Genomic DNA, 24,802 nt, shown 5'->3' with positions numbered 1-24,802 from the left:
CAGGCCATTATTGCGAGTCATTATCATTATTGGCAGAAATCTGCGCTGCCAGCCACGTCGAAGCTTCGGCAAACGCACGGTCGGCCAGCGGCGAGATCGACACGGCTTCGAGAAAACTGTGGGTCGCGCCCGCGTATTCGCGAAGCATCACCGGCACGCCGGCGGCACGCAGCCGGTCCGCCATCGCCCTGTTTTCGTCCGCCAGCACATCGCAGGCCGCAACGGCGAAGAACGTCGGCGGCAGCCCCGCAACCTCCGCCCTCATCGGGGAGGCCAGCGGGTCGCTGAAATCCTGCGCCCCGCGCAGGTAGTTCGCCCAGAACACCGCCATCTCGGCGGTCGTGAGGTTGTATTCAGGCCCGTCGTAGCGCTCATAGCTCGGATAGACCGACTCCCGATCGAAGGCGCCGTAGTTCACCAGTATGGCGGAAAGCGGCGCATCACCGTCTCGAAGCAGCGCCAGATTGGCCGCGACCGAAAGGTTGCCACCCGCCGAGTCGCCGCCGATCGCGATCCGCTGCGGATCGAGCCCGTGCGCCGCGCCCTCGCTGCGCAGCCAGCGTACCACCGAAACGATCTCGTCGAGCGCCCGCGGGAACTTCGCTTCGGGCGACAGGCTGTAGTCGATGCCCACGACGGCAACGCCGGCCCGCGCCGCATACTCGCGCATGAGGCGGTCATGCGTGTCGAGGCTGAACAGCGTCCAGCCGCCGCCGTGAACATAGATCAGCGCAGGCAGCACCTGTCGCGCGTCCGGCCGATGGATGCGGATACGAACGCCAAACGGACCCACGTTCAGGGTTTCGGTGCTGTGCATCACCGGGCCGCCTGCGGCCCACGGCGCACGCACCTCCTCCGCGATACGGCGCCGTTCGGTGAGCGGCAGGCGGTCGAAATCGGGGTAACGGCCGTAGGCGGCGGCCATCTCGCGCTGGAAACGGCGAATGTCGGGATCGAGGTCGTCGGCGACCCCGGCTGTCGTCTGGTTCATGGGTTCAGGCTTCCGAAAGGGTGCGGCGCAGGCGCGAATGGCGCACGCCGTAGAGAAGGTAGAAGGCGATGCCGAAGGCGATATAGAGGCCGAGAATGGTGGCAGGCAGCCACTCCCCGACCATCGCCTTGCGGATGATGTCGAGCACCACCGGCGCCATCATGAGGACGCTGAAGGCGAACGCGAGCATCGGCACCACGCCGAGCCAGAGGTTCCCGATGCGGATGCTGCCAAAGGGCACGCGGAACGGGCGCGGCAGATCCGGCTGCGTGCTGCGCAGCCAGATGACGCTGATCGCCACGGTGATGAACACGCAGCCCGTGCCGAGGCTGACGAGATCGCCAAGCATCGAGATCGGCAGGAACGCAGCGGCGATACCCGCCGCCAGTGCGACGAACCACGTGCCTTGGTGCGGCGTGCGGAAGCGCGCGTGCACGCGGCTGAACAGCGGTGGCAGGAGCCCGTCCGTCGACATCGCATAGCATACACGCGAATGCGCGTAGGTGTTCACCATCAGCACGGAACAGAGCCCGGTGAGCGCACCCACCTTGATGACGATGCTGAGCACCGGCATCCCGATCGCCGAAACGGCGACGGCAACCGGATCGGGCACGTTCAGCATCTTGTAGGAGACGAGGCCGGTGAGCACCGCCGCCACCGCCATGTAGACGATCGTCGCGATGGCGAGCGCGCCGAGGATGCCGATCGGGATATCGCGCTGCGGCTTCTTCGCCTCGAGCGCGGCGGTCGCCACTGCCTCGAAGCCGAGATAGGCGAAGAACAGGATCGAGGCGCCGCGCAGCACGCCTGCCCAGCCGTAAGTGAAGCCACCCTCGTTCTCGGGGATGAACGGCTTCCAGTTCGCCGGGTCGACATGCGGCAGGCCGAAGATGATGAAGGCGATGAGCACGCCGACCTTCACGGTGACCATGATGGCGTTGATCGTCGCGGACTGCGAAACGCCGCGCACCAGGATGAAGGCAAACAGCAGCACCGCCGCCGTTGCGACGAGATTGATACCGCCGCCGGTCACGAACGCGGTGCCCGCCTCGCCCGCTGCGGGCCGGATGAACGGCGTCGCCAGAACCGCCGGGATATGAATGCCGAAATCCCCGAGCAGGCTGACGAGATACCCCGAAACGCCCACCGCAAGCGCGGACCCGGCGAGCCCGAGTTCGAGCATCAGCATCCAGCCGAGCCCCCACGCGAAGGCCTCGCCAAGCGCGGCATAGGCATAGCTGTAGGAGGCACCCGAAACCGGCAGCGTCGAGGAAAGCTCGGCGTAGCAAAGCCCTGTGAACGCGCAGGCGAGCCCCGCGAACACGAACGACAGCATCACCGCCGGACCGGCATAGTTCGCCGCCGCCGTGCCGGTCATCACATAGACGCCCGCGCCGATGATGCAGCCGATGCCGATGAGCACGAGATGCACGGGGCCGAGAGCACGGTGAAGACCGTGGCGGTCGATATCGCTGCGCACGTCGGCGAGCGGCTTGCGGATCAGATATCGGGTCGGCGCACGCGCCATGGCTTCAATCCCCCAAGGATGCGCCAGCTTACTGCCGCCGGCGCGTGCCCGCCCACGCAATCGGGCCGGGCGTCATTCCTTCCGGGCCGCCCCGCGCATCGCATCCGCGAGCGCCGCATTGGGGTGGCGCTCCACGATTTCCGCGAAGGTCTGCGCGCTCTCGTCCTGCCCCAGCTTGAACGTCGCCTGCTCCGAAAGCACCCACGCGCGGAAGGCGACGATATGGTCCAGCATCGGCACCGCGCGTGCGCCCATCTCCGCGACCGTCCACGCGCCGGGGCCGGTGCCTTCGAGATGCGCGGCCAGCCGCTCGACCGCGCTCGGCGTTTCGTCGGGCACGAACACCACCTCGGTCTCGAAGCGCACGACGGCATAGTTCCACGTCGGGCCCCATGTCGGATTGGAGACGAGACGCGGCGACACATAGCCCTCTGCGCCCTGAAACAGGATCGCGGCGCGCGGATCGGCTTCCAGCGCCGCCACGTGCGGGTTGCGCTTCGCGAAATGGCCGAACAGCGCAACCACCCGCCCCTCGCCGTCGCATTCGGCAAGAAGCGGCAGCGGCGTCGAAACGAAGCCCGCTGGCCCGTTCGAGACGATCCACGCCAGCGGATGCGCGGCGATCAGCGCCGCGATATCGCCCTGAGCACGCGGAATGAAAACGCTCATCGTGCCCTCACCTTTCGCCGCGCCGCCCAGAGCAGGACGCCGACAATGATCATCGTCACGAGCCACGCGCCGATCGCCGCGACTGCGATACGCCCGGCAAGCCCACCCATCTCGCCTGTGTGGAACGGGAACAGCCCGTCCACGAACGCACGGCTGGGCGCAGCATCCAACGCATCGAAGCGCGCGAGGATGCGGCCGTCCACCGCGCTCACGAACACGCGCGTCGCCCCGTAAGCCCGCCGCGCCTCATCAGGCTGCGTCACGCGGATCTGCCACACAGGTCGTTCGCCATCCGGCGCATAGACCGCCGCGAGCGTTGATCCCGGATAGGCCGCAAGCGCGGTTCCCGCCGCTGCGGCAAGGCCCACGCTCGCCGCCCCCGCCGGCGCATCCGCAGGCGCCGCGATCGGCGCCGGCTGTACGATACGCTCGACGCCGCCCGCGAAGGTCAGCAGCACGCCTGCCGTGATGCTCGCGAGCGCCGGAACACCCACGATCAGGCCGAGCGCCCGGTGCCAGCTGTAGTGGCGTACCGCCGCCTGGCCCTTGCGCTGCACGCGCAGCGCACGCCCCCACTGGCCGCGCTTCGGCCAGGCGATATAGAGCCCGGAAAGAATATTGGTAACGAGCAGGACGCCGCTGATCCCCACGATCCAGCTTCCCGTGTCTCCGGCGAGCAGATTGTGGTGGATCAGCACCAGAGGCGTCGTCCACGCCGCCGGCCCCGTGTAATCACCGTCCACGAGGATCTGCCCTGCCCCGTCGATGCGGACGCTGCGACTTGCCTCCGGTGTATCGCCTGTAATGCTCACATCGTAGCGATCGGGCGCACCCGCGCCCGTCCAGATCGAGCCGAGCCGCGCGCCCGAACCTTCGGGAGTCAATTGCCCAACCGTGCGTTCGATCGCGGCAAGATCGGTCTGCCGATGCGCGCCGGGGATGAATGCATCCCGGATTTCCCAGTGAAAGACGATCAGCACGCCGGTCAGCGCCTGCACAAGCCAGAACGCCGCCGCTGCAAGGCCTGCCCAGCGGTGCCAGCGGATCAGATTTGCTTTCAGCGTCATCCGCTTTGTCTCCTCAGGGCAATTCGAAGATCAGCCGCCCACCACCGACGAGCGCATCGCCCACAAGCGTGCCGGAAAGCGCCCATCCATACCCTTGTCATAGAGGCGGCATGGCCGGGCCGCTTATCGAAACAGGCCATCAATTTGCTCAATTGCGCCATCGCACGGGCAAATTTGCAGCCCGGAAACCCAACTTCGTATCAATCCAAAACAGTGTCGGGATATATTACAAAGTTACGACACCGAAACATGATTAACCATAAAATTCGTTGAAAGAGCTTGGGTGGCACGGTTCGTGCTAGGCATTTGTATAACAAGGTCAAGCTCGTTACTTTGACGTTATGGAGATTCTGATGCGTTCGACGATGATCCGGAACCTGCTCGGTTCTGCACTGACCATCGGCCTTCTGGCCGGCGCAACCGCGGCGAACGCGACCACTCTGTTCCAGGACAATTTCAACCGTGGTGTTCACGGCACGGTCGGCAACGGCTGGGTTGAAAACCACACGAGCGAAGTCGATCTCTTCGGCCGCGGCGCTGGCGACCAGGTGCTGCGCCTGAAGCAGACTCCCGCCGGCGAAGTCACGGCGACGCAGAACGACATCGACCTCACGGGCTATGAGAACATCGTGCTGTCGTTCCAGTACAAGCCCTGGGAAACCGAAGCCGGCGACGTGCTCGAGGTCTACTTCGGCGATCTCGTCTATTCGGTTTCGCTCGATAGCGCGTGGAACTGGTACAACGTATCGCTCGCGCTCGATGTCGAGGACGTCGCTGGGCTCGACCTCATCTTCAAGCTTGTCTCGAAGAACAACTCTTACTCCACCGTCGAGTGCACGAAATACGACCGCAAGGGCAAGTGCACGAAGTGGAAGACGAAGTCTTGGGACGACAGGGAAGACTGGGTGAAGATCGACAACGTCCTCATCACCGGCGATCTGATCCCGCCGCCGCCCGTCGACACACCGGAACCGGCTGCGCTGGCCCTCTTCGGCCTCGGCCTCGCCGGCCTCGGCGCAGCGCGCCGCCGCAAGGCGAAGTAAACCGGCCTCATACGCTGAAAGAAACGGCGGTCCGAAAGGGCCGCCGTTTTCTTTTTAGGCCCTAGTGACGCGCCGCGCGCCGTTCGAGACCATAGTCGATGCGGATGCGCACCCATTCGCCGATCATCGCCCGTCCGCCGATCTGCGGCGGGCGCACGCGGAACTGCCACGCGGCGGCGAGCACCGAGCGTGCGATGTTCGAGCCCTGCGGGTATTCACCGAGCGCCACGCAATCCTCGACGCGGAAATCCTGCACCGTGCGGCACGCGATGAGGCCCCACCCCGGCCCCCGCGCCGTCGAAAGATAGCCGGCCAGTTCGTCGTCATAGGGCTCGCGGTACCACGACGCCGCATAAAGCGGCTCGCCGTTCGGCCCCGTCCCGTCGACGCGCTGGCTATCGCCGGCAAACGTCGGCGCGGGCGGCCCCATCATGGGCCGCGGCGCGGGCGCAGTCGGCGGCGGCAGATTCGCGATGTCGGTTGCCGCCATCTCCTCGCGCGAAAGCTGGATCACCGGCAGTTCGATCGGAACCGGCGGGGGTTCGACCGGTTTCGGCGGAGATTTCAGCTCCGACGGCTGCGCGGCGGCGCTTTGCGTTTCTGGGGCTTCGGCCTCGCTCTCGGGCTCTTCATCGCGGATCATGTCGAGCCGGAACACCGCCATCGGCACCACCTTCTCGGAAATCGAGGGTACCAGCGTCAGCAGCAGCAGTGCCAACAGCCCTTCGATGAAGAGCGCAAACAGGATGCCCGCGGCGCGCCGCTCGAACCCCGCGCGAAACCGCGCGGGCAGGGAACGGAAAAATACACCCACAGACTGGAACACGCGAGCGATCCCGGCAAGAAACCGGGCGGCTGATACCCGGACGCGGCTCAGCGATACGGCGCCAATGCGTTCAAAACAAGCCGTTCCGGGCGGGCTCCGTTACGTCTTCGGCCGCGGATCGTTCGGCAGCGGGATACGCTCGTCGTCATCACCCGGAATGTGTGCGAAACGGTCAGCCTCCCAGTCCTCAATGGCCTGGTTGATGCGCCCCGGGCGGGAGGAGACGAAGTTCCACCAAATCTCGCGCGGCCCGTCCATCGCCTTGCCGCCGAGCATCAGCACGCGCGCATCGGTCTCCGCCGTCCATTCCACCGTCGCGCCGGGTTCGAGCACGAGCATCGTCGCCTCCTCGGCAACCTCGCCGCCGGTGAGCGCGATGCGGCCGCTCGCCACATAGATCGCGCGCTCCTCATGCTCGGTGGAGACATCGATCGTGGCGCCCGCCTTAGCATCCACGTCCACGTAGAACGTCGGCCAGACGACACCGACAGGGGACTGTTTGCCGTAGGCCGTGCCCGCGATCACCGTGAGCCGCGCCCCGTCCCGTTCGATCACCGGCAGCGTGTCCGCCGGATGATGCACGAAGCTCGGCTCCACCTCCTCGTGCGTTTTCGGGAGCGCCACCCACGCCTGAATGCCTTCCATGCGCTGGCCCGCCGCCTGCACTTCCGGCGAGGTGCGTTCGGAATGCGTGATGCCCCGCCCCGCCGTCATCCAGTTCACCGCGCCGGGGCGGATCGCCTGCGCGCTGCCGAGGCAGTCCCGATGAAAGATCTCGCCCTCGAACAAATAGGTGACCGTGGCAAGGTTGATGTGCGGGTGCGGGCGCACGTCGAAACGCTCGCCGGGCGCATAGTCCACCGGCCCGAAATGGTCCCAGAAGATGAACGGCCCCACCATGCGCTGGCCCGCCACCGGAAGCACCCGCCGCACCACGAAGCCCCCTCCAAGATCACGGCGGCGGCCTTCGATGCGGCGGAGAATCATGGCTTCAGTTCCCTTGCGAGCGTGGCGCGGGTTTTCTTCCCGTAGGGAGGTTTCAAGCCCGCGAGGCCCGCAAGGTCAAGCTTCGGCTGGCGATAGACGCTCTTCGCGTGGCTGAACGTGCGGAAACCGTCCGCCCCATGGTAGCTCCCCATGCCGGACGGGCCCACGCCGCCAAACGGCAAATCCTCCGCCGTCACGTGAAAGATCACGTCGTTCACCGTGACACCGCCCGACACCGTGCGATCCAGCACGCGCCGCTCCTCCGCACCGTCCGTGCCGAAGTAATAGAGCCCGAGCGGCCGGTCGCGCCCGTTCACGAACGCCACCGCCTCGTCCGTCTCGCGGTAGGTCTTCACCGGCAGCACCGGCCCGAAAATCTCCTCCTGCATTACGCGCATGTCGTCCGAAACGTTGCGCACGATGCTGAGCGGCATCTTGTTCGAGTTGGTGTTCGAAAAGTCCTCGTTCGCCGGGTTCACCGTGACGATCTCGGCGCCCTTCGCGGCCGCATCGTCGAGCAGGCCCTGCAGGCGCTCGCGGTGGCGCGCGTTCACCACCGACGTGTAGTCGTCGTTGGCGAGGAGCGACGGATACATCTTCGCCGCCGCCGTCTTCAGCCCCTCGACGACCTCGCCCTCCTTCTCGCTGGGCACGAGCAGGTAATCGGGCGCAAGGCAGATCTGGCCCGCGTTCATCATCTTGCCGAGCGCGACACGCTCCGTCGTCTGCGCGATATCGGCGCTGCGCGAGACGATCACGGGCGATTTGCCGCCAAGCTCCAGTGTCACCGGCACGAGGTTCTCCGCCGCCGCGTGGAGGATATGCTTCGCGACCGCCGTGGCCCCCGTGAAAATCAGGTGATCGAACGCCAGCCCCGAAAACGCCTTGCCCACCTCCGGCCCGCCGATGACGAAGCCCAGTTCCGTCTCGTCGAACGCACGGCCCGCAAGCTCCGCCATCAGCGCGGAAGTCACGGGCGTAAATTCAGACGGCTTCACCATCGCCCGGTTCCCGGCCGCGAACACGCCCGCGAGCGGCCCGAAGGTCAGGTTCACCGGGAAGTTCCACGGGCTGATGATGCCGACGACGCCCTTGGGCTGATACACGACCTCCGCCTTCGCGCCGAGCAGGCCGAGCGGGAAATCGAGCTTCCGCCGCTCCGGTCGCATCCACGCGTCCAGGTGCTTGATCGCGTGCTTCAGCGGCTTCACCGAAGCCATGATGTCCGTCACCAGCGTCTGCTCGGCGCTCCGGTGGCCGAAATCCTCCGAGAGCGCCTTCACGAACCGGTCCTGATGCGTCAGCACGAGGTCGACCGCCCGGCGCAGGCGATCCTTGCGGACAGCAGCGGCAACGGGCAATTCCGCCATGAATGCCGCACGCTGCCGCGCCAGCAGCGCCGTCATCGCTTCAATGGATTTCGCCTCACCCGGCAGAATGGCCGCAGTCGCCATAACGCGTCTCCCTCAAAACGCTTGGATTTGAGCGGCACTTTAACCGGTGGCGGCGCATCCCGCCACCCGGGCGAAATCGTCAGGTCGAGCGGCGGCTTTTCAGGCGCATTTGTCCGTATAGACCGCCGCCTCGCGCGGGGTCAGCGGCTTCATCGCCTCGTCGAGCGAAAGGCTGAAGCCTTCCCACGGCTGCTGCGGCGGCCGTGCGCCCGTCACCCACAGATAGCCGGGGCGCTTGCCCGGCGCCGAAAGACGATACCAAACCGGCGCGTTCAGGCCCTTCAGCTTCGGGCAGCGCGCGAGCGTCGCTGTGTAGCCCGCACCCTTCAGCGCCGCGAGCAGGGCAGGCGTACCGATCGGTTTCCCCTCGTTCTTGAAATAGAGGTTCATCACCATCGTGCGCGCGCCGCCCGCAAGCACCTTCACTTGCTGCCCGGCGACGGTCGCGATGCCCGCGCGGCGGAAATACTCGCCGTTCGACATCGGCTTGTCGAGCATCTCGGGCGGCAGCGCCGCCCACGTGACGTGCGGTGCGGTTTCGATATGCCGCCAGTCGTAAAAGCTGTTCGCCGGATAGTCCCCCGGCTTCAGCAGCCCGCCGAGCACGGCCGCGAAACCATCCGCGGGCGTTTTCGCGGCCACAGCCGCCTTCGGAGGAACCGCCGCAGGCGCCGGCTTGGCTGCAGCAGCGGAAGGCGCGGCGGGCGCCGCAGCCCCGCACTGGCGAAACAGCTTCGCACGCACAACCTGCGTCATCGGCGCGCCGATCGGCGTCTTCAGCGTATCGTCATGCTCGATCTGGACCGCGCCGCGCTTCTCCTCGGCGTTGAACATCATGATCACGGGCATGTTGTCCCCGCCCCACTTGTCCTTGCCGTACTTGATCCCGACCCAGCGCTGGATGCCTTCGTACTGCGCGCCGCCCGCGCAGGAATAGCAGACGTCGATGGGAAGCGGCCCCTGCCGCCCCGCCGCCGTATCGATGACCACGCCCGCCTTGCCCACTTCGATGCGCGGCTGCTTCGAACAGTCCCCGCCCGGCGCATAGCGGCCGTAAAGCTCTTCGGGAGGCACATTCGTCTGCGCGGCAGCCGTCCCCGACGCCAGCACCAGAGCCATAAACAGCGCACGCTTCAGCATGAAAGCCCCCTTCCCCGTCCATCCCACATGGTCGTTTCGACTATGTGACGAAGGGAATGAACGCAAGCTGAGTGGAACCTCAACTCGGTTTAGCGTGCCTTGAAATTCTCCATTACGAAAATTTTGTCTTTATCGGGATTGCGTCGCCGTGGTCCGGGGCGCCATAGAGACCGGCGGGACGAGGAAGAAAACGGGAGGGTAGCGATGCGTATATCGCGGCCGGTATTCACAGGTTTCACAGCAGCAGCATTCGTTCTTGCATCCGCGGCCGTGCCGAAAACAGCAGCGGCGCAACCCACAATCGACGCGCTCTCCGGTCGCTACATCGCACTCCTGCTCCGCAGCAGCCCCGAACTCGTGCCGCTTTCCGGGATCGAGGGCGCACGCCAGTCGGCACTGCCGCCCATCGCCCCTGAAACCCTGAACGCCGTCGCGGCGGAGGAAGACCGGCTGTGGCAAGACCTGAAAGGCCTGGACGAAGCAAAGCTCGACGATGCCGGCCGCGCCTCCTACGCGCTGATGGCGGACGGCCTCGAAGCCGCGCGCGGGCTGCGGGTTTGCAATCAACCCCTGTGGAGCATCAGCCACATGACCGGGTGGCAGGTCACGCTTTCGCGGCTTGCGCAGGCGCAGGCCACCGGCACGCCCGATGCACGTGAAGATGCGATCCGGCGCTGGGAAGGCCTACCCGCTTACGCCGATCAGGATATCGCCAACCTCCGTGAAGGCCTGAAGCAGGGTTATGCCGTGCCGCGCTCGGTCGTCACCCGCGTCGTTGGCCAGCTCGACCGGCTGCTCGCGCTGCCCGCCGAACAATCCCCCTTCTATGCCCCAGCCCGGGCCGATGGTGACGCCGCCTTCAAGGCCCGCTTCAGGCCCATCGTTGCGGAGGGCGTGCACGGCGCGCTGAAACGCTATCGCGATTTCCTCGCCGAAGAGTATCTGCCCAAAGCGCGCGAAGGCATTGCGCTTTCGGAGCTGCCCAACGGCGGCGCCTGCTACCAAGCGCTGCTTCGTGCCTCGACGACGCTGGACCGCACGCCCGCCGAGGTCATGGCGGTCGGCGAGGCGGCCGTTGCGCAAAACGTGAAAGATATCATCGCGATCGGCGGCAAGCGCTTCGGAACCTCCGATCTCGCTGCCACCCTTGCCGCGGTGAAGGACGCACCGGACAATCATTTCGCCACGGCCGATGAACTGGTCGATTTCTCGAAGCGGAGCCTCGCGCGGACGACGAAACTCAGCGCCGCCGCTTTCCAGCAGCTCCCGAAGCAGCCCGCGGCGATCGAGGTGCTGCCCGCGACCGAGGCGGGAAGCGGCGTTCCCGCGCACTATCTCCCCGAGCCTGATCCTTCGAAACCGGGCCGTTACATGCTGCCGCTCGATCACTGGAAGACCGAGACGAAAGGCGGCGCCGAAGTCACGGTCGTGCACGAGACGATCCCCGGCCATCACCTGCAGATCGCCATGACACAGGAACTGGCGGCGAAGGTGCCGCTGCTCCGCATCGCGCTCACCGGCGCTTATGTCGAAGGCTGGGCGCGCTATTCGGAACGTTTGGCGGAGGAACTGGGCGTTTATGAAACGCCCTACGCGGGCATCACACGGCGCGCGTGGATGGCACGCGGCATGGTTGTCGATCCGGGCATCCACATGTTCGGCTGGAGCCGTGAGAAGGCCATGGCCTATCTCGTCGAAAGCGGCCGCTTCGACGAGGCTGCCGCAGCGGACATGCTGGACCGGATCGCGGTCATTCCCGGCCAGCTCACATCATACGACAGCGGTGGCCTCGAAATCGCGGCATTGCGCGCGGAATCGGAATCGTCGCTCGGGAAATGCTTCGATCTGCGCGCCTTCCACCAGCAGGTTCTCTCCGGCGGCGCGCTGCCGCTGAAAGCCCTGCGCGGCCGGATCGAGGCCTGGCAGATGGCGGCGCGGAAGGCTTGCACGAAGTAAGACCGAACGAAAACGGGGCGCCGAAGCGCCCCGTCCTTCGTGTCTGATGCCGCGGACTACACGCCCTGCGGGCTCGGCTCCCCGCCGAAGCCGCGCTTGCCCGTCTTCGGGATGGCGCTGACGCCCGTGGAGACAGGGGCGGGACGATTGCGGGCACCGCGGTCGCGGTCCACGCCTTCGCCGGCGAGCAGCGCCTTGATCTCGTCACCCGAGAGCGTCTCGTATTCGAGCAGCGCCTGCGCGAGCGTGTGCAGCTCTTCGCTGTTCTCGGTGAGCAGGCTCTTCGCCCGCTCATAGCCACGCATCACGATCTCCTTGATCTCGTGATCAATCAGCTGCGCGGTCTGTTCGGACACATTCTGCGTCTTGGTGACGCTGTGGCCGAGGAAGACCTCTTCCTGGTTTTCCGCGAGCTTCATCGGGCCGAGCTTGTCGGAAAGCCCCCACTGCGTGACCATGCTGCGCGCCAGATCGGTCGCGTACTGGATGTCCGACGAGGCGCCCGAGGAGACCTTGTCGTAGCCGAAGATGATCTCTTCGGCGACACGGCCGCCCATCGAGACGGCAAGGTTAGCGTGCATCTTGTCGCGGTGGTAGCTGTATTGGTCCCGCTCCGGCAGGCGCATGACCATGCCGAGCGCGCGGCCGCGCGGAATGATCGTCGCCTTGTGGATCGGATCGGACGCCGCCTCGTGCAGCGCGACGATGGCGTGACCGGCCTCGTGATAGGCGGTCATCTTCTTCTCGTCCTCGGTCATGATCATCGAGCGGCGCTCGCTGCCCATCATGACCTTGTCCTTGGCTTCCTCGAACTCGGCCATGCCGACGAGGCGCTTCGACTTGCGCGCCGCCATCAGCGCCGCTTCGTTCACGAGGTTCGCAAGATCGGCGCCCGAGAAGCCGGGCGTGCCGCGCGCGATGGTGCGGGCATCGACATCCGGCGCCAGCGGCACCTTGCGCATGTGGACGCGCAGAATCTTCTCGCGGCCCTCGATGTCCGGGCGCGGCACGACGACCTGACGGTCGAAGCGGCCGGGGCGCAGCAGCGCGGGGTCGAGCACGTCCGGCCGGTTCGTCGCGGCGATGATGATGATGCCTTCGTTCGCGTCGAAGCCGTCCATCTCGACGAGAAGCTGGTTCAGCGTCTGCTCGCGCTCGTCGTTGCCGCCGCCGAGGCCCGCGCCGCGATGGCGGCCGACCGCGTCGATTTCGTCGATGAAGATGATGCAGGGAGCGGATTTCTTCGCCTGCTCGAACATGTCGCGCACGCGGCTGGCGCCGACGCCCACGAACATCTCGACGAAGTCGGAGCCCGAAATCGTGAAGAACGGCACGTTCGCCTCGCCTGCGATGGCGCGCGCGAGCAGCGTCTTGCCGGTGCCGGGCGAGCCGACGAGCAGCGCACCCTTCGGAATCTTGCCGCCGAGGCGCGAGAAGCGACCCGGATCCTTCAGGAAGTCGACGATTTCCTCAAGCTCTTCGCGCGCTTCATCGATGCCCGCGACATCATCGAAGGTCACGCGGCCCTGCTTTTCGGTGAGCAGCTTGGCGCGGCTCTTGCCGAAGCCCATCGCGCCCTTGCCCGCGCCGTTCTGCATCCGCTGCATCACGAAGATCCAGATGCCGAGGATGAGGAGGAACGGCAGGATGTTGATGAGAATCGCGGCGAGCAGCGAGCGGCTTTCCTCCGGCTGCGCCTTGAACTTGACGCCCGAGGCTTCGAGGCGCTCGACGAGGCCGGGGTCGCCCGGCGAATAGGTGCTGAACATCTCGCCGCTGGTGAGGCGGCCCGCGATGTCCTGCCCGCGGATGTCGACCTCGCGGACGGCACCCTCGTTCACCTTGGTGATGAACTCAGAATAGGCGATCTGCTGCACCGCGCCCTGGGACTGCGGCGCGTTGTAGACCGAAACGAGCACGACGACCGCGAGCAGGATGACCGCCCACATGGCGAGGCTCTTGCCCCAGGGTCCGGTCGGTCGCTTCTTGTTCTCGTCCATCTGGTTCGTATTCCTGAAAAGGGTTCGGTTCTAAGATAGGCACGCAGCCGTTAACGACAACCGCTATTGCGGCCTATTCGGTGGATGTGCGCATTTTTCGCGGCGGCTCGGCCCGGAAGCGCCACAGCGGACCGCCCTCCACGAGCACGCCCCCCAGCGTGCCACCCTGCCCGGCAAGCAAACGCTGGAGCGCCGGACCATCGGGCTCGACACCCTGCATCTCGCGAAACGCCCTGAGCACGAGCCGCCGAACCAGTTCGGCCGGAAGCCCCCGCGTATCGAGCGCGATAGCCTCCCCCGAGACACTCGCCCGCCCGGCCCAGGCCTCATCCACCACCCACTGAAGCGCCGCCTCAGCCTCCGCAAGATGCACGGCCGTCGCAACCGCACCCCCTGCGTCCACCCCTCCCCCCGCCAGCAACGCCCGCGCACCGGTTCGATCGTATGCATCACTCCGGTTGCTCGGATCATCGACAGCCGCGATACCCGCCTCCGCCACCAGCGCCACGAGATCAGCCTTGCGCGCGCCAAGCAGCGGGCGCAGCAGAGTGACAGCATGCCCCTCCACAGGCCGCCGCGCCCGGATTCCCGCCATGCCGCCAAGCCCACTGCCGCGCGACAGGCGCATCAGCAGCGTCTCGGCCTGATCGTCGGCATGGTGCGCGGTCATCAGCCAGCGCAGGCCATTGGCATCGCACCAGCCCGCCATCGCCGCATAGCGCGCACCCCGCGCCGCCGCCTGCACGCTCGCCGTCTGCGGGACATCGACGGCAAGCGTGACGTGCGGCACGCCGAGCCCCGCGGCGATAGCAGCGACATGGCGCGCTTCCGCCGCGGCCTCGGGCCGGAGTCGATGATCGACCGTAAGCGCCACAGCGTCGAAACCGGCGCGGTGCGCGAGGAGCAGCAGCGCAAGGCTGTCCGGCCCGCCCGAGACGGCGAGCGCGACCCCTCCGCGAAGATCAGGCGCCAGCGCCTCGACCGCCGCACGGAAGCGCTCCGGCGTCAGGCCGGGGTCAGCCGCAGCGGGCTGCCGAGCGGGCATCCACGAGCTGCGTGCGGAGCGACTGCGAGAGTTTCTTGCCGTAGCTCTCCTCAAGCTGATCAAAGGCCTCGCACGCCTTCTGCGGACTGGGCGGCGAGAACGCCATCAGTGACTTGCCGAGCCAGAGCAGGCTTTCCGGCGCGCGTTCGCCCTCCGGCCGTTTCTGGTAGTTTTCGAGCAGCGTGCGCGCTGCCTGAACCGGCTGGTTCTGCGCGAAATAGGTGCGGCCCAGCCAATATTGCGCGTTGCTGGCGCGGGCGTGCTTCGGGTTCTTCGCGATGAAGGCAGAAAGCGCCTTCTCGGCCGCCGGATAGTTCTTGGCGGTCACGAGGCCGTAGGCGGCGTTATATTCCTGCTCAGGTGTCAGCGGTGCGGCTGCGGCCTGCTGAGGCGGTGTGGTCGCGGGTGCCGTCGGCGCGCCGGGGGGCGGGAACACGCCTGCGGTCCCCGCCGCGGGCGGCGGCGCGCCGCCCTCCAGCGTGGTCAGGCGGAACTCGGCGTCGGTCTTGAACTTCTCAAGCGCGGCTTCAAGCTGACGTACCTTGAAGCTGTTTTCCTCGATCTGCCCGGTCATCGTGGTGAGCTGGCTTTCGAGCGAATCGACGCGGCGCGAGAGGTCGCTCAGCGGGTTGGAGGCAGGCACGCCCGGCGCCGTCACCGGCGCAGCAGGCGCTTGAATTTCCGCCTCGAAATACTCTTTGGAACCGCCCGGAAACACCTTGCGCTGCACGGCGCGCATTTCGCTTTCCAGCTTCTTCACCCGGCCTTCCACCTGCTGGGCGGTCTGCTGCGCGGCGGCGGGCACCGCAGGGAGCAACAGCGGCAGGGTCAAAAGGAGCAAAGGTTTGAATTTCATCATGACTTTCCCGACAATTGATAGACGCAGGGCCGAGCCTAGCAGCCCGTCCCTTGCCTGAAACTGAAGCGCATCACTCCGCGCGCGGCTGCGCCCGCGCTGCGAGACCCGCCGCCGTCAGCGGCACATCGCGAACCGTCTGCGTCGCGGCGCCGAGCGGTGGAATCGCCGTGCCGCCCACGGTGAGGTCGAGCGCGCCGGCGCGACCCGTCCAGAGCAGCAAATCTTGTCGATCCGCGGGAACCTCATAACGGTCGCCCGCCGCCATCACGCCCTGGAACACGGAGCGGCCGGAGCCAACCTCGTAAATCTTCACCCACGCATCCTCGCGCGCGGTGACGACGATCGCACCGCCCGTCGGCACTGCAGGCGCGGGCGTCGCCGCAGCAGCCGTCGCGGCGTCGGTCGCAGGCACTTCCGCCACGCCAGGTGATGAAGCCTGCGGCGCCGGCGGCGTATCCACAGCAACGGTCGCGCCGTCATCCGATCCCGCCGGCGCTTCCGCCACAGCAGGCGCCTCGTCACCGCCGAACCAGCCGAGGCCCCACGCGGCGACGGCAAGTATGACAACGCCAAGCAGCACGATACCGAGCAGCGCCGCGGCGCGCGTCGGTACGCGCACGTCCTCGATCGGCTCGTGATCCATCGTGGGGATCACCCGGTCGGGCTTCGTCGTTTCGCGGCGAAACTGCTCCGCCGTCGTATCCGGATCGAGGCCCAGTATGCGCGCGTAAGATTTCACGAAACCGATCGTGTAGGGAAGCGCCGGCAACGTATCGTGTTTGCCTTCTTCGATCGCGGTCAGGTGTCGCAGCGGCACGCGGGTCTGATGGGCAATGTCGGCCAACTCCCGGCCGAGTTCCAGCCGCCGCGCACTCAGCACCTCGCCGATATGACGCGCGCCGCCGAGATTGATACCGTCCTGCGTTTCCAGCTCGTCGCTCACCCAAAACCCTCCGAACAGACGCCAACTCGCCCAATTGCCACGTTCGCGCGCAGCTTCGCCAGTGTCAACGCGCTTCGTCGCGGCGCGGCCTCAGCCAGCGGCGATGCCGCGGCTCGATGCGTATTCCGTCAGCGCCGTGCGGATGTTGATACCCCGGCGCAGCCAGCCCTCCATCTCGTGCTGGAGCGGCGCGAGCGCCAGCGACCGGATCATCGCCTTCATCGGGCCGATCCCCGCCGGCGTGATCGACAGGCGCTCGATGCCGATGCCGAGCAGCGCCAGCGCATCCAGCGGGCGCCCGCCCATCTCGCCGCACACCGTAACCGGACGCCGCGCAGCACGCGCCTGATCCGATACGCGCTTCAGGAAGCGCAGCAGCGATACCGAAAGCCAGTCGTAGCGATCGGCGAGCTTGGGATTGGCGCGGTCCGCCGCGAACAGGAACTGCGTGAGATCGTTCGTACCGACCGACAGGAAATCGAGGCGCGGCAACAAAAGGTCGAGCGATTCCGCAAGCGCCGGCACTTCGAGCATACAGCCGAACTCGATCTTCTTCGGCACGGGATGGCCGCGCGCGACCATGCGCGAGAGCTGCGCCTCCACGAGCGCGCGCGCCTCATCGAACTCCCACGGCTCCGAAACCATTGGAAACATCAGTCGCAGCGTTCGACCGGCGGCAGCGTCGATGAGCGCGCGCGCCTGCACCTTCATCAGCCCTTCGCGTTCGAGCGCGAGGCGAAGCGCGCGCCAGCCGAGCGCGGGGTTTTCCTCCACGGTGTCGCCCATCATGTAGGGCACCGCCTTGTCGCCGCCGATATCGACGGTGCGGAATGTCACGGGACGATCGCCCGCCGCATCGAGCACGGACTTGTAGAGCCGCGTCTGCCGTTCGCGGCGCGGCAGCGTCGCCGAAACGAGGAACTGGAACTCCGTGCGGAACAGGCCGATCCCATCCGCATTCGTGATGTCGAGAGCTTCGAGATCCGAACTCAGGCCCGCGTTCATCATCAGCGTGATGCGCGCACCGTCCACGGTTTCGGCGGGGAGATCGCGAAGTTTCGCATATTCGGCCTGCCGCCGCGCCTTCAGCGCGACCTGCTCCTCGAACTGGTGGACGACTGGCTCGCTCGGCCGCACGAACAGCGCGCCGCGCTGCGCATCGAGCAGCAGCGGATCGCCTTCGAAGATCGTGGTGCGCAGATCCTTTACGCGACCGAGCACCGGAATACCCATCGCGCGCGCAATGATGGTGACGTGCGCGGTGAGCGACCCTTCCTCCAGCACCACGCCGCGCAGGAAGCGCTTGTCGTATTCCAGAAGCTCGGCGGGCCCGAGGTTGCGGGCGATCAGGATCATGTCCTGCTGCAGACCCCGCTTCGCGGCGGTATCCATCTGGCCTGAAACGATGCGCAGCAGGCGGTTCGAGAGATCGTCCAGGTCGTGCAGGCGCTCTTGGAAGAACGGGTCCTTCGTGGCGCGCATCCGCGTGCGCGTCTTCATCTGCACGCGCTCGATCGCCGCCTCGGCGGTAAGGCCGGTATCGATCGCCTCGTTGATGCGCCGCGACCAGCCCTCGTCGTAGGCGAACATCTTGTAGGTTTCGAGGATCTCGTCGTGATCGCCCGGGGCGGCAAAATCTGCCTGGCCCATCATGTTGTCGATCTGCTCGCGCATCATCTGGAACGCGGCGTAGACGCGCGCGCGTTCGGCTTCGATATCGTCGGCGACCGTATGCTCGACGATGACGCGCGGCTGGTGGAACACCGCCTGCCCTCGCCCGACGCCCTCCACGAGCTTGAGCCCGGTCATGCGCGCCGGCCGGCTTTCGCGTTCGCGCGCCTGCTGCACGGTCTGGTCATCAACAAGCCCGGCTGACGCGATCAGCTCCGCCAGCACCATCGCGGTCGTCTGCAGCGCCTCGATCTCGATATCCGCATATTCGCGCGGATCGACGTGCTGCACGGCGAGCACACCGATCGCGGTTTCCTGCCGGATGATCGGCACACCAGCAAAGCTGTGGAAGCTCTCTTCGCCCGTTTCCGGCTTGTACGCGAAATCCGGGTGCGCCTTCGCTTCAGCGAGATTAAGCGCTTCGCGCGTCTTCGCGATCGTGCCGACAAGGCCTTCACCCACGGCAAGCCGCGTGACGTGCACGGCGGACTGGGCAAGGCCGCGCGTCGCGAAGAGTTCGAGCACGCCGTCGCGCAGCAGGTAGACTGAGCACACTTCGGACGAGAGCGCACCCGCGACGATATCGACGACGCGGTTCAGCTTCGCCTGCGCGCCCGCCTTGGTAGCCATGACATCGTGAAGCCGCCGCAGAATCTCACGCGCGGCGCTGGTTGCCGAGACGTTCCTCTCGGCGTTCATGCAGCCTGAACGCCGCGGCGGGTGAGCGCCGCCGCCGCTTCGCTGACCAGTTCGTCGATGATCGCCTGCACAGGCTCCTCGCGCTTCACCATGCCAACCGACTGGCCGGCCATCATCGAGCCGTTCTCGATATCGCCGTCTACCACAGCGCGGCGCAGCGCGCCCGCCCAGTAATGCTCGATCTGGAGCTGCGCCGCGTTCATATCGACCGTACCGGCGTCGAGAAGCCCGGCGACCTCGCGCTGCTTGGCGGTGAACGCCTCGGTTCCATTGTTCTTGAGCGCACGCACGGGGATCACCGGCAGGCGCGGATCGATTTGCACACTCGCCACGGCGTCTCGCGCCGCAGCGCGGATGAACGCCTGCTTGAACTTCGGATGCGCGACGCTTTCGGTGGCGCAGACAAAGCGCGTGCCGAGCTGCACACCCGCCGCGCCCATTTCAAGGAATGCCGCGATCGCTTCGCCGTGGCCGATACCGCCCGCGATGAACACCGGCACGTCGGTAATGTTGGGCAGGATTTCCTGCGCAAGCACGGTCGTGGAAACCGGGCCGATATGGCCGCCCGCCTCGGTGCCTTCGATGACGAGCGCATCGACACCCGAGCGCACCAGCTTCTTCGCGAAGGCGAGCGCCGGGGCGAAACAGATGAGCTTCGCGCCCGCAGCCTTCACCGCCTCGATCGCCGGGCCGGACGGAATTCCGCCCGCAAGCGCGATATGGCCGACCTTTTCCTCGGCGCAGACCTGGATGAGTTCCAGCAGCGCCGGGTGCATCGTGATGAGATTGACGCCGAACGGCTTCGAAGTCAGCGCGCGCGTCGCCACGATCTCCTCGCGCAGCCGCGCCGGATCCATCGCGCCGCACGCGATCATGCCGAAACCGCCCGCGTTCGAGATTGCGGAAACGAGATTTCGCTCGGAAACCCAGGTCATCGCACCGGCCATGATCGCATAGCGTGTGCCGAGGAAGGCACAGCCGCGCGCCATCAGCGCATCAAGGCGATCACGGCCGCCGCTCACGCAGCGGCCCCGGCAGGCTCGGACGTATCGTCCAGGCCGTAAGCGGTGTGGAGCACGCGCACCGCAAGCTCGGTGTATTCCTCGGCGATGAGCACCGAAATCTTGATCTCGGACGTGGTGATCGCCTTGATGTTGATGCCGCGGTCGCCGAGTGCCTTGAACATGGTGAGCGCGACGCCCGCATGGCTCTTCATGCCGACGCCGACGACGGAGACCTTGCAGACGTTGTCGACGGCTTCCAGCTCGCCGTAGCCGATCGAGTCCTTCGCCTTCGCCAGCTCATCCATGGCGCGGGCCAGCTCGGTGCGCGGCACGGTGAAGGTGACGTCGGTATGGCCGCTTTCGCGCGCAACGTTCTGCACGATCATGTCGACATTGATGTTCGCGGCGGAGAGCGGTTCGAAGATGCGCGAGACGACGCCGGGCGTGTCGGGCACGCGCGTCACCGTGACCTGCGCCTCGTTGCGGTTGTACGCGATGCCGGTGATGAGTTCCTGTTCCACGCCTTCTTCCTCGTCGACTACGAACGTGCCGGGCGCGTCGGTGAACGACGACAGCACCTGCACCTTGACCTTTTCCTTCATCGCAAGCTCGACCGAACGGGTCTGCAGCACCTTCGCGCCGACGCTTGCGAGCTCGAGCATCTCCTCGAACGTGACCGACTGAAGCTTCTTCGCTTTCGGCACGATACGCGGATCGGTGGTGTAAACACCATCCACATCCGTATAGATATCGCAGCGATCCGCTTTCAGCGCCGCCGCAACCGCGACCGCGCTGGTATCCGAGCCGCCGCGGCCGAGCGTGGTGACGCGGCCGTCGTCGGTGACGCCCTGAAAACCCGGAACGACCGCAACGCGGCCCTTCGCCATGTCGGCGAGGACGGCGCTAGTATCGATATCGCCGATGCGCGCCGTCGAGTGCGCGTCCGACGTGCGGATGGGAAGCTGCCAGCCGAGCCAGCTGCGCGCGGGCACGCCGATCGCCTGCAGCGTGATGGCGAGAAGCCCCGACGTCACCTGCTCGCCCGAGGCGACGACAACGTCGTATTCCGCCGGATCGTGCAGCGCGGCGGCTTCGCGACAGAAGCCGACAAGACGGTCCGTCTCGCCCGCCATGGCGGAGACGACGACGGCGACTTCATTGCCGGCATCCACCTCACGCTTCACGCGCTGGGCGACGTTACGGATACGCTCGATACCCGCCATCGACGTACCGCCGAATTTCATCACGATCCGGGCCATGGTCTGGCGCCTGTTCCTTCTTCACGTTCACGAAAACAACCCGGCCGGAACCGGCCGGTACGAAAGCGGCGCCTTGATAGAAGCCGCCTTGCCCGAGTGCAAGCGCCTCGGCTTGCCGCGCTCGCGCCAACGGCTTATGCGTTCGGGTATGACCGCCGTTCGGCCGTATCCGGAGCTTTGCTGCACCATGAAATCACGCTTCCTCGGCACCGCCATCGCCCTCGCGCTGGTGGCCGTGCCGGCCCTCGCCGCCCCGAAGAGCGCGGGCCCCGATCCCGCACTCGTTTCCGCCGTCGATATCCCCTACGAGCGCTTCACGCTGCCCAATGGCCTGCGCGTCATCGTCCATACCGACCGCAAGGCGCCGATCATCGCGACGAGCATCTGGTATCATGTCGGCTCCAAGGACGAGCCTGCGGGCAAGACCGGCTTCGCGCACCTCTTCGAACACCTGATGTTCAACGGCAGCGAGAACTACAACAACGACTGGTTCGTTGCGCTGCAGGAGATGGGCGCGACGAGCTACAACGGCACGACGTGGTTCGACCGCACGAATTACTTCCAGAACGTGCCCACCCCCGGACTCGAACGCATCCTGTTTCTCGAATCCGACCGCATGGGGCACCTGCTGGGCGCCATCGACCAGACCAAGCTGACGAACCAGATCGGCGTCGTGCAGAACGAGAAGCGGCAGGGCGACAACCAGCCCTACGGCAAGACCGAGTACCGCATACTCGAAGGCCTGTTCCCCGAAGGCCACCCCTATCGCCACTCGACAATCGGCTCGATGGCGGACCTGAGCGCGGCCTCGCTCGACGACGTGAAGACGTGGTTCCGCACATGGTACGGCCCCAACAACGCCGTGCTCGTGCTGGCAGGCGATATCGACGCCGCGACTGCAAAACCGCTTGTCGAGAAGTATTTCGGCGACCTTCCCGCCGGGCCCGCCGTGGAGCGCCGCCTGCGGGCATGGGTGCCGGAACGCAGCGAGACGGTGCGCGAAACGATGGAGGACCAGGTCTCCAACACGCGCATCTACCGTGTTTGGGCGGTGCCCGGCCTCAACGACAAGGACGCGCAGAACCTCTCCATCGCCGCGGCGACGCTCGGCGGCGGCGGAAGCTCGCGACTTTACAAAGATCTCGTCCGCGACAAGCAGCTCGCCATCGGTGTGTCGGCATATCTGCAACCGTTCGAAGCGGTCAGCCTGCTCCAGATGGAGGTGGACGTGAAGCCGGGTGTGGATCCGGACACGGTGAACGCGCGCCTCGACCAGCTTCTCGCCGACTTCCTCGCGAAGGGCCCCACCAAGGACGAGGTCGGCCGCGTTGCCATGCGCGCGGTTTCCGGCACCATTCGCGGCCTCGAAGCCGTCGGCGGCTTCGGCGGCAAGGCGGTGACGCTCGCGGAGGGCGAGCTTTATTCGGGCGATCCGCAGCAGTTCAAGAAAGACCTCTCCGCCTACGTGAACGCGACGCCCGCCAGCGTGAAAGCGGCTGCGGACCGGTGGATTGCCAAGGGTGACTACCAGCTCACCGTCTATCCGTACGGCAGCCTGCAGCAGGTCGCCGGCAAGGGCATCGACCGATCGAAACTGCCGCCGGTGGACGGCGCGCCTGCGCTCGAGTTCCCCACCGCCGAGCGCGCGAAGCTTTCGAACGGTATCGAGGTCGTGTTCGCCAGGCGCGACACCGTGCCGGTCGTGAACCTCTCCATGGTGTTCGACGCGGGGAATGCCGCGGATTCGCGCGAAAAGCTCGGCACGCAGTCGCTGATGCTGTCGCTGCTCGACGAGGGCACCGCGAAGCGCACCGCGATCCAGATCGCCGAAGAAGAAGAGCGCCTCGGCGCCAATATCGGCGCGGATGCGGGCAACGACACCACCGAGGTCTCGCTCTCGGCGCTTTCCACCAACCTCGCCCCCTCGCTCGACCTGTGGGCGGACATCATCCGCAACCCGAAGTTCGACCCTGCCGAGCTTGAACGCGTGCGCAACATTCAGATTGCAGGCATCGCGCAGGAGGAAAGCCAGCCTCAGACGCTCGCGCTGCGCCTGCTGCCGCCGCTCATCTACGGCACGGCGCACCCCTACGGCGTACCGCTCACCGGCTCCGGCACGGTGGAGGGCGTCAAGGCGGTGACGCGCGGCGATCTCGTCAGCTTCCACCAGACGTGGATGCGCCCCGACAACGCCACCATCTTCGCTTCGGGCGCGACGACGCTCGCCGCGCTGATGCCGCTCCTCGAAAAGACCGTCGGCACGTGGGCGGCTCCTTCGACGCCGAAGGGCGCCAAGACGTTCACGGCAGCGAACGCGCCTGCCGCAAGCAAGATCATCCTGATCGACCGCCCGGGCTCGCCGCAGTCGTTCATCCTCGCCGGATACCCGCTGGCGCGCAGAGGCACGGACGACAACCTCGCCCTCACCACCGTGAACACCCCGCTCGGCGGCGTGTTCACCTCGCGGCTCAACATGAACCTGCGCGAGGACAAGGGGTGGTCCTATGGCGTCTCGACCGCGATCTCGCAGACGAGCGAACAGATGCCCTTCTACGTCTTCGCGCCCGTGCAGGCCGACAAGACCGGCGCATCGCTCGCCGAACTCCGTAAGGACATCACCGCCTATGTCACCGACAAGCCGATCACGCCGGACGAAGTGAAATCGACGCTGGCGTTCCTTACCGGCCGCCTGCCGGGCGCCTACGAATCCTCCGCTGCGGTGCTCGATGCGCTGGAGACGAACGCCCGCCTGAAACGGCCGGACGATTACCAGGTGACTTACGCCGCGAAGCTGAACGCGCTCTCCCGCGAGCAGCTTGTCGCCGCGGCGAAAGCGAATATCGATGTGAACAAGCTGCTGTGGGTCGTCGTCGGCGACCGGCAGCAAGTGGAACCGCAACTGAAAACCCTTGGGCTACCGATCGAGGTGAAATGATGAGCAAAATCGAGACAGGTTACGCGGACTATTCTGACGGCAAGACCACATTCGAGGCCTTCGTTGCGCACACAGGCGGCACGGAGAAGCGACCGGCGGTGCTGGTAGCCCACCAGTGGGCGGGGCAGATCGATCACGAACGCAGCCGCGCCGAACAACTAGCGGAAGCGGGCTATGTCGGCATCGCCATCGATACCTATGGCAAGGGCGTGCGCGGCACGCCGGGACAGGACAACGGCGCGCTTATCGCCCCGCTGATGGCCGACCGCGCGCTGCTTCGCGACCGGCTGATGGCGGCTGTCGCCTTCGCCAAGGCGCATCCGCTCGTGGACCCTTCGCGCATCGCCATCATCGGCTTCTGCTTCGGCGGTCTTTGTGCACTTGATGTCGCGCGCACCGGCACCACCGAAGTGGTGGGCGCCGTATCGTTCCACGGCATCTATCCGCAGCCGAACCTCGGCCCGCAGGCGCCGATCCACACCAAGGTGCAGGTCCACCACGGCTGGGAAGATCCGCTCGCCCCGCCGCAGGACGTGCTGGCGCTTGCCAAGGAATTGACCGATGCCGGTGCGCAGTGGCAGCTCAACGCCTACGGCGACACCGTGCACGCCTTCACCGCGAAGGGCATGAACAATCGCGAAGGCGGCGCACAGTACAACGAGATCGCCGACCGCCGCTCATGGCAGGCGACGCTGCTGTTCTTTGAGGAGATCTTCGCCTGAGGCG

19 protein-coding genes are annotated in these 24,802 nt (G+C 66.3%); 4 read left to right on the top strand and 15 right to left on the bottom strand.

Annotated features, from left to right (window positions below):
• Nucleotides 1–7: 7 nt before the first annotated feature.
• The 4 genes from ACFQ00_RS05520 to ACFQ00_RS05505 form a co-directional block, all read right to left on the bottom strand.
• Nucleotides 8–991 carry an alpha/beta hydrolase gene (locus ACFQ00_RS05520; RefSeq protein WP_381487361.1) on the bottom strand — a complete coding sequence of 328 codons (984 nt, stop codon included), beginning with the start codon at nucleotides 989–991 and terminating at the stop codon, nucleotides 8–10.
• Between the two features lie 4 nt (nucleotides 992–995).
• A complete protein-coding gene (locus tag ACFQ00_RS05515) occupies nucleotides 996–2,519 on the bottom strand; it encodes an APC family permease (RefSeq protein WP_381487358.1) in 1,524 nt (507 codons plus the stop codon).
• A 72-nt stretch (nucleotides 2,520–2,591) separates the two neighbouring features.
• Complete coding sequence (locus tag ACFQ00_RS05510; RefSeq protein WP_381487355.1) at nucleotides 2,592–3,188, bottom strand: FMN-binding negative transcriptional regulator; 597 nt, start codon at nucleotides 3,186–3,188, stop codon at nucleotides 2,592–2,594.
• A complete protein-coding gene (locus ACFQ00_RS05505; RefSeq protein ID WP_381487352.1) occupies nucleotides 3,185–4,255 on the bottom strand; it encodes a PepSY-associated TM helix domain-containing protein in 1,071 nt (356 codons plus the stop codon). The genes ACFQ00_RS05510 and ACFQ00_RS05505 overlap by 4 nt, the downstream gene beginning before the upstream one ends.
• Nucleotides 4,256–4,608: 353 nt before the next feature.
• On the opposite strand from ACFQ00_RS05505, the gene ACFQ00_RS05500 reads away from it, so the two are divergent.
• Nucleotides 4,609–5,298: a PEP-CTERM sorting domain-containing protein gene (locus ACFQ00_RS05500; RefSeq protein ID WP_381487349.1), complete on the top strand. Its 690-nt coding sequence runs from the start codon at nucleotides 4,609–4,611 to the stop codon at nucleotides 5,296–5,298.
• A 61-nt stretch (nucleotides 5,299–5,359) separates the two neighbouring features.
• Here the strand turns inward: ACFQ00_RS05500 and ACFQ00_RS05495 are convergent, their stop codons facing one another.
• From ACFQ00_RS05495 to ACFQ00_RS05480, 4 genes are all read right to left on the bottom strand, one after another.
• Nucleotides 5,360–6,124 (bottom strand): hypothetical protein, encoded by a 765-nt coding sequence (locus ACFQ00_RS05495; RefSeq protein WP_381487347.1) that lies wholly within the window; start codon nucleotides 6,122–6,124, stop codon nucleotides 5,360–5,362.
• A gap of 99 nt (nucleotides 6,125–6,223) precedes the next feature.
• Nucleotides 6,224–7,111, bottom strand: coding sequence for a pirin family protein (locus tag ACFQ00_RS05490; protein ID WP_381487344.1), 888 nt, complete (start codon nucleotides 7,109–7,111; stop codon nucleotides 6,224–6,226).
• A complete protein-coding gene (locus tag ACFQ00_RS05485; protein WP_381487339.1) occupies nucleotides 7,108–8,565 on the bottom strand; it encodes a coniferyl aldehyde dehydrogenase in 1,458 nt (485 codons plus the stop codon). The genes ACFQ00_RS05490 and ACFQ00_RS05485 overlap by 4 nt, the downstream gene beginning before the upstream one ends.
• Nucleotides 8,566–8,664: 99 nt before the next feature.
• Nucleotides 8,665–9,705, bottom strand: coding sequence for a hypothetical protein (locus tag ACFQ00_RS05480; RefSeq protein WP_381487335.1), 1,041 nt, complete (start codon nucleotides 9,703–9,705; stop codon nucleotides 8,665–8,667).
• A gap of 204 nt (nucleotides 9,706–9,909) precedes the next feature.
• Here ACFQ00_RS05480 and ACFQ00_RS05475 point away from each other — a divergent pair, with 204 nt between their 5' ends.
• Entirely contained in the window at nucleotides 9,910–11,661 is a 1,752-nt protein-coding gene (locus ACFQ00_RS05475) for a DUF885 domain-containing protein (protein ID WP_381487332.1), read from the top strand.
• Nucleotides 11,662–11,717: 56 nt separating this feature from the next.
• Here ACFQ00_RS05475 and ftsH read toward each other — a convergent pair whose 3' ends face one another.
• The 7 genes from ftsH to ACFQ00_RS05440 form a co-directional block, all read right to left on the bottom strand.
• Nucleotides 11,718–13,661, bottom strand: coding sequence for an ATP-dependent zinc metalloprotease FtsH (ftsH, locus tag ACFQ00_RS05470; protein ID WP_381487329.1), 1,944 nt, complete (start codon nucleotides 13,659–13,661; stop codon nucleotides 11,718–11,720).
• Nucleotides 13,662–13,734: 73 nt separating this feature from the next.
• The gene (gene tilS / locus ACFQ00_RS05465; protein ID WP_381487326.1) at nucleotides 13,735–14,706 is read right to left on the bottom strand and encodes a tRNA lysidine(34) synthetase TilS; all 972 of its coding nucleotides are present in this window, start codon (nucleotides 14,704–14,706) and stop codon (nucleotides 13,735–13,737) included.
• Nucleotides 14,678–15,565, bottom strand: a complete 888-nt coding sequence (locus tag ACFQ00_RS05460) for a hypothetical protein (RefSeq protein WP_381487323.1) — start codon at nucleotides 15,563–15,565, stop codon at nucleotides 14,678–14,680. The genes tilS and ACFQ00_RS05460 overlap by 29 nt, the downstream gene beginning before the upstream one ends.
• Before the next feature lie 70 nt (nucleotides 15,566–15,635).
• Nucleotides 15,636–16,508, bottom strand: a complete 873-nt coding sequence (locus tag ACFQ00_RS05455) for a helix-turn-helix domain-containing protein (RefSeq protein ID WP_381487321.1) — start codon at nucleotides 16,506–16,508, stop codon at nucleotides 15,636–15,638.
• A gap of 90 nt (nucleotides 16,509–16,598) precedes the next feature.
• Entirely contained in the window at nucleotides 16,599–18,878 is a 2,280-nt protein-coding gene (gene ptsP, locus ACFQ00_RS05450) for a phosphoenolpyruvate--protein phosphotransferase (RefSeq protein WP_381487318.1), read from the bottom strand.
• On the bottom strand, nucleotides 18,875–19,867 hold the full coding sequence (locus ACFQ00_RS05445; RefSeq protein ID WP_381487873.1) for an NAD(P)H-dependent flavin oxidoreductase: 993 nt from the start codon (nucleotides 19,865–19,867) through the stop codon (nucleotides 18,875–18,877). Before ACFQ00_RS05445 ends, ptsP begins: the two co-directional genes overlap by 4 nt.
• A gap of 29 nt (nucleotides 19,868–19,896) precedes the next feature.
• Nucleotides 19,897–21,141, bottom strand: a complete 1,245-nt coding sequence (locus tag ACFQ00_RS05440) for an aspartate kinase (RefSeq protein ID WP_381487315.1) — start codon at nucleotides 21,139–21,141, stop codon at nucleotides 19,897–19,899.
• A gap of 187 nt (nucleotides 21,142–21,328) precedes the next feature.
• Here ACFQ00_RS05440 and ACFQ00_RS05435 point away from each other — a divergent pair, with 187 nt between their 5' ends.
• Nucleotides 21,329–24,076, top strand: coding sequence for a M16 family metallopeptidase (locus ACFQ00_RS05435; RefSeq protein WP_381487312.1), 2,748 nt, complete (start codon nucleotides 21,329–21,331; stop codon nucleotides 24,074–24,076).
• Nucleotides 24,073–24,798, top strand: a complete 726-nt coding sequence (locus tag ACFQ00_RS05430) for a dienelactone hydrolase family protein (protein ID WP_381487309.1) — start codon at nucleotides 24,073–24,075, stop codon at nucleotides 24,796–24,798. Before ACFQ00_RS05435 ends, ACFQ00_RS05430 begins: the two co-directional genes overlap by 4 nt.
• Nucleotides 24,799–24,802 lie beyond the last annotated feature (4 nt).

The sequence above is a fragment of the Sphingosinicella xenopeptidilytica genome, from assembly GCF_042676985.1.
In the GTDB taxonomy this organism is placed as follows: Bacteria; Pseudomonadota; Alphaproteobacteria; order Sphingomonadales; family Sphingomonadaceae; genus Sphingosinicella; species Sphingosinicella xenopeptidilytica.
Note: the sequence above shows the minus strand (reverse complement) of the source record. Positions and strands in the feature narration are given on the sequence as shown.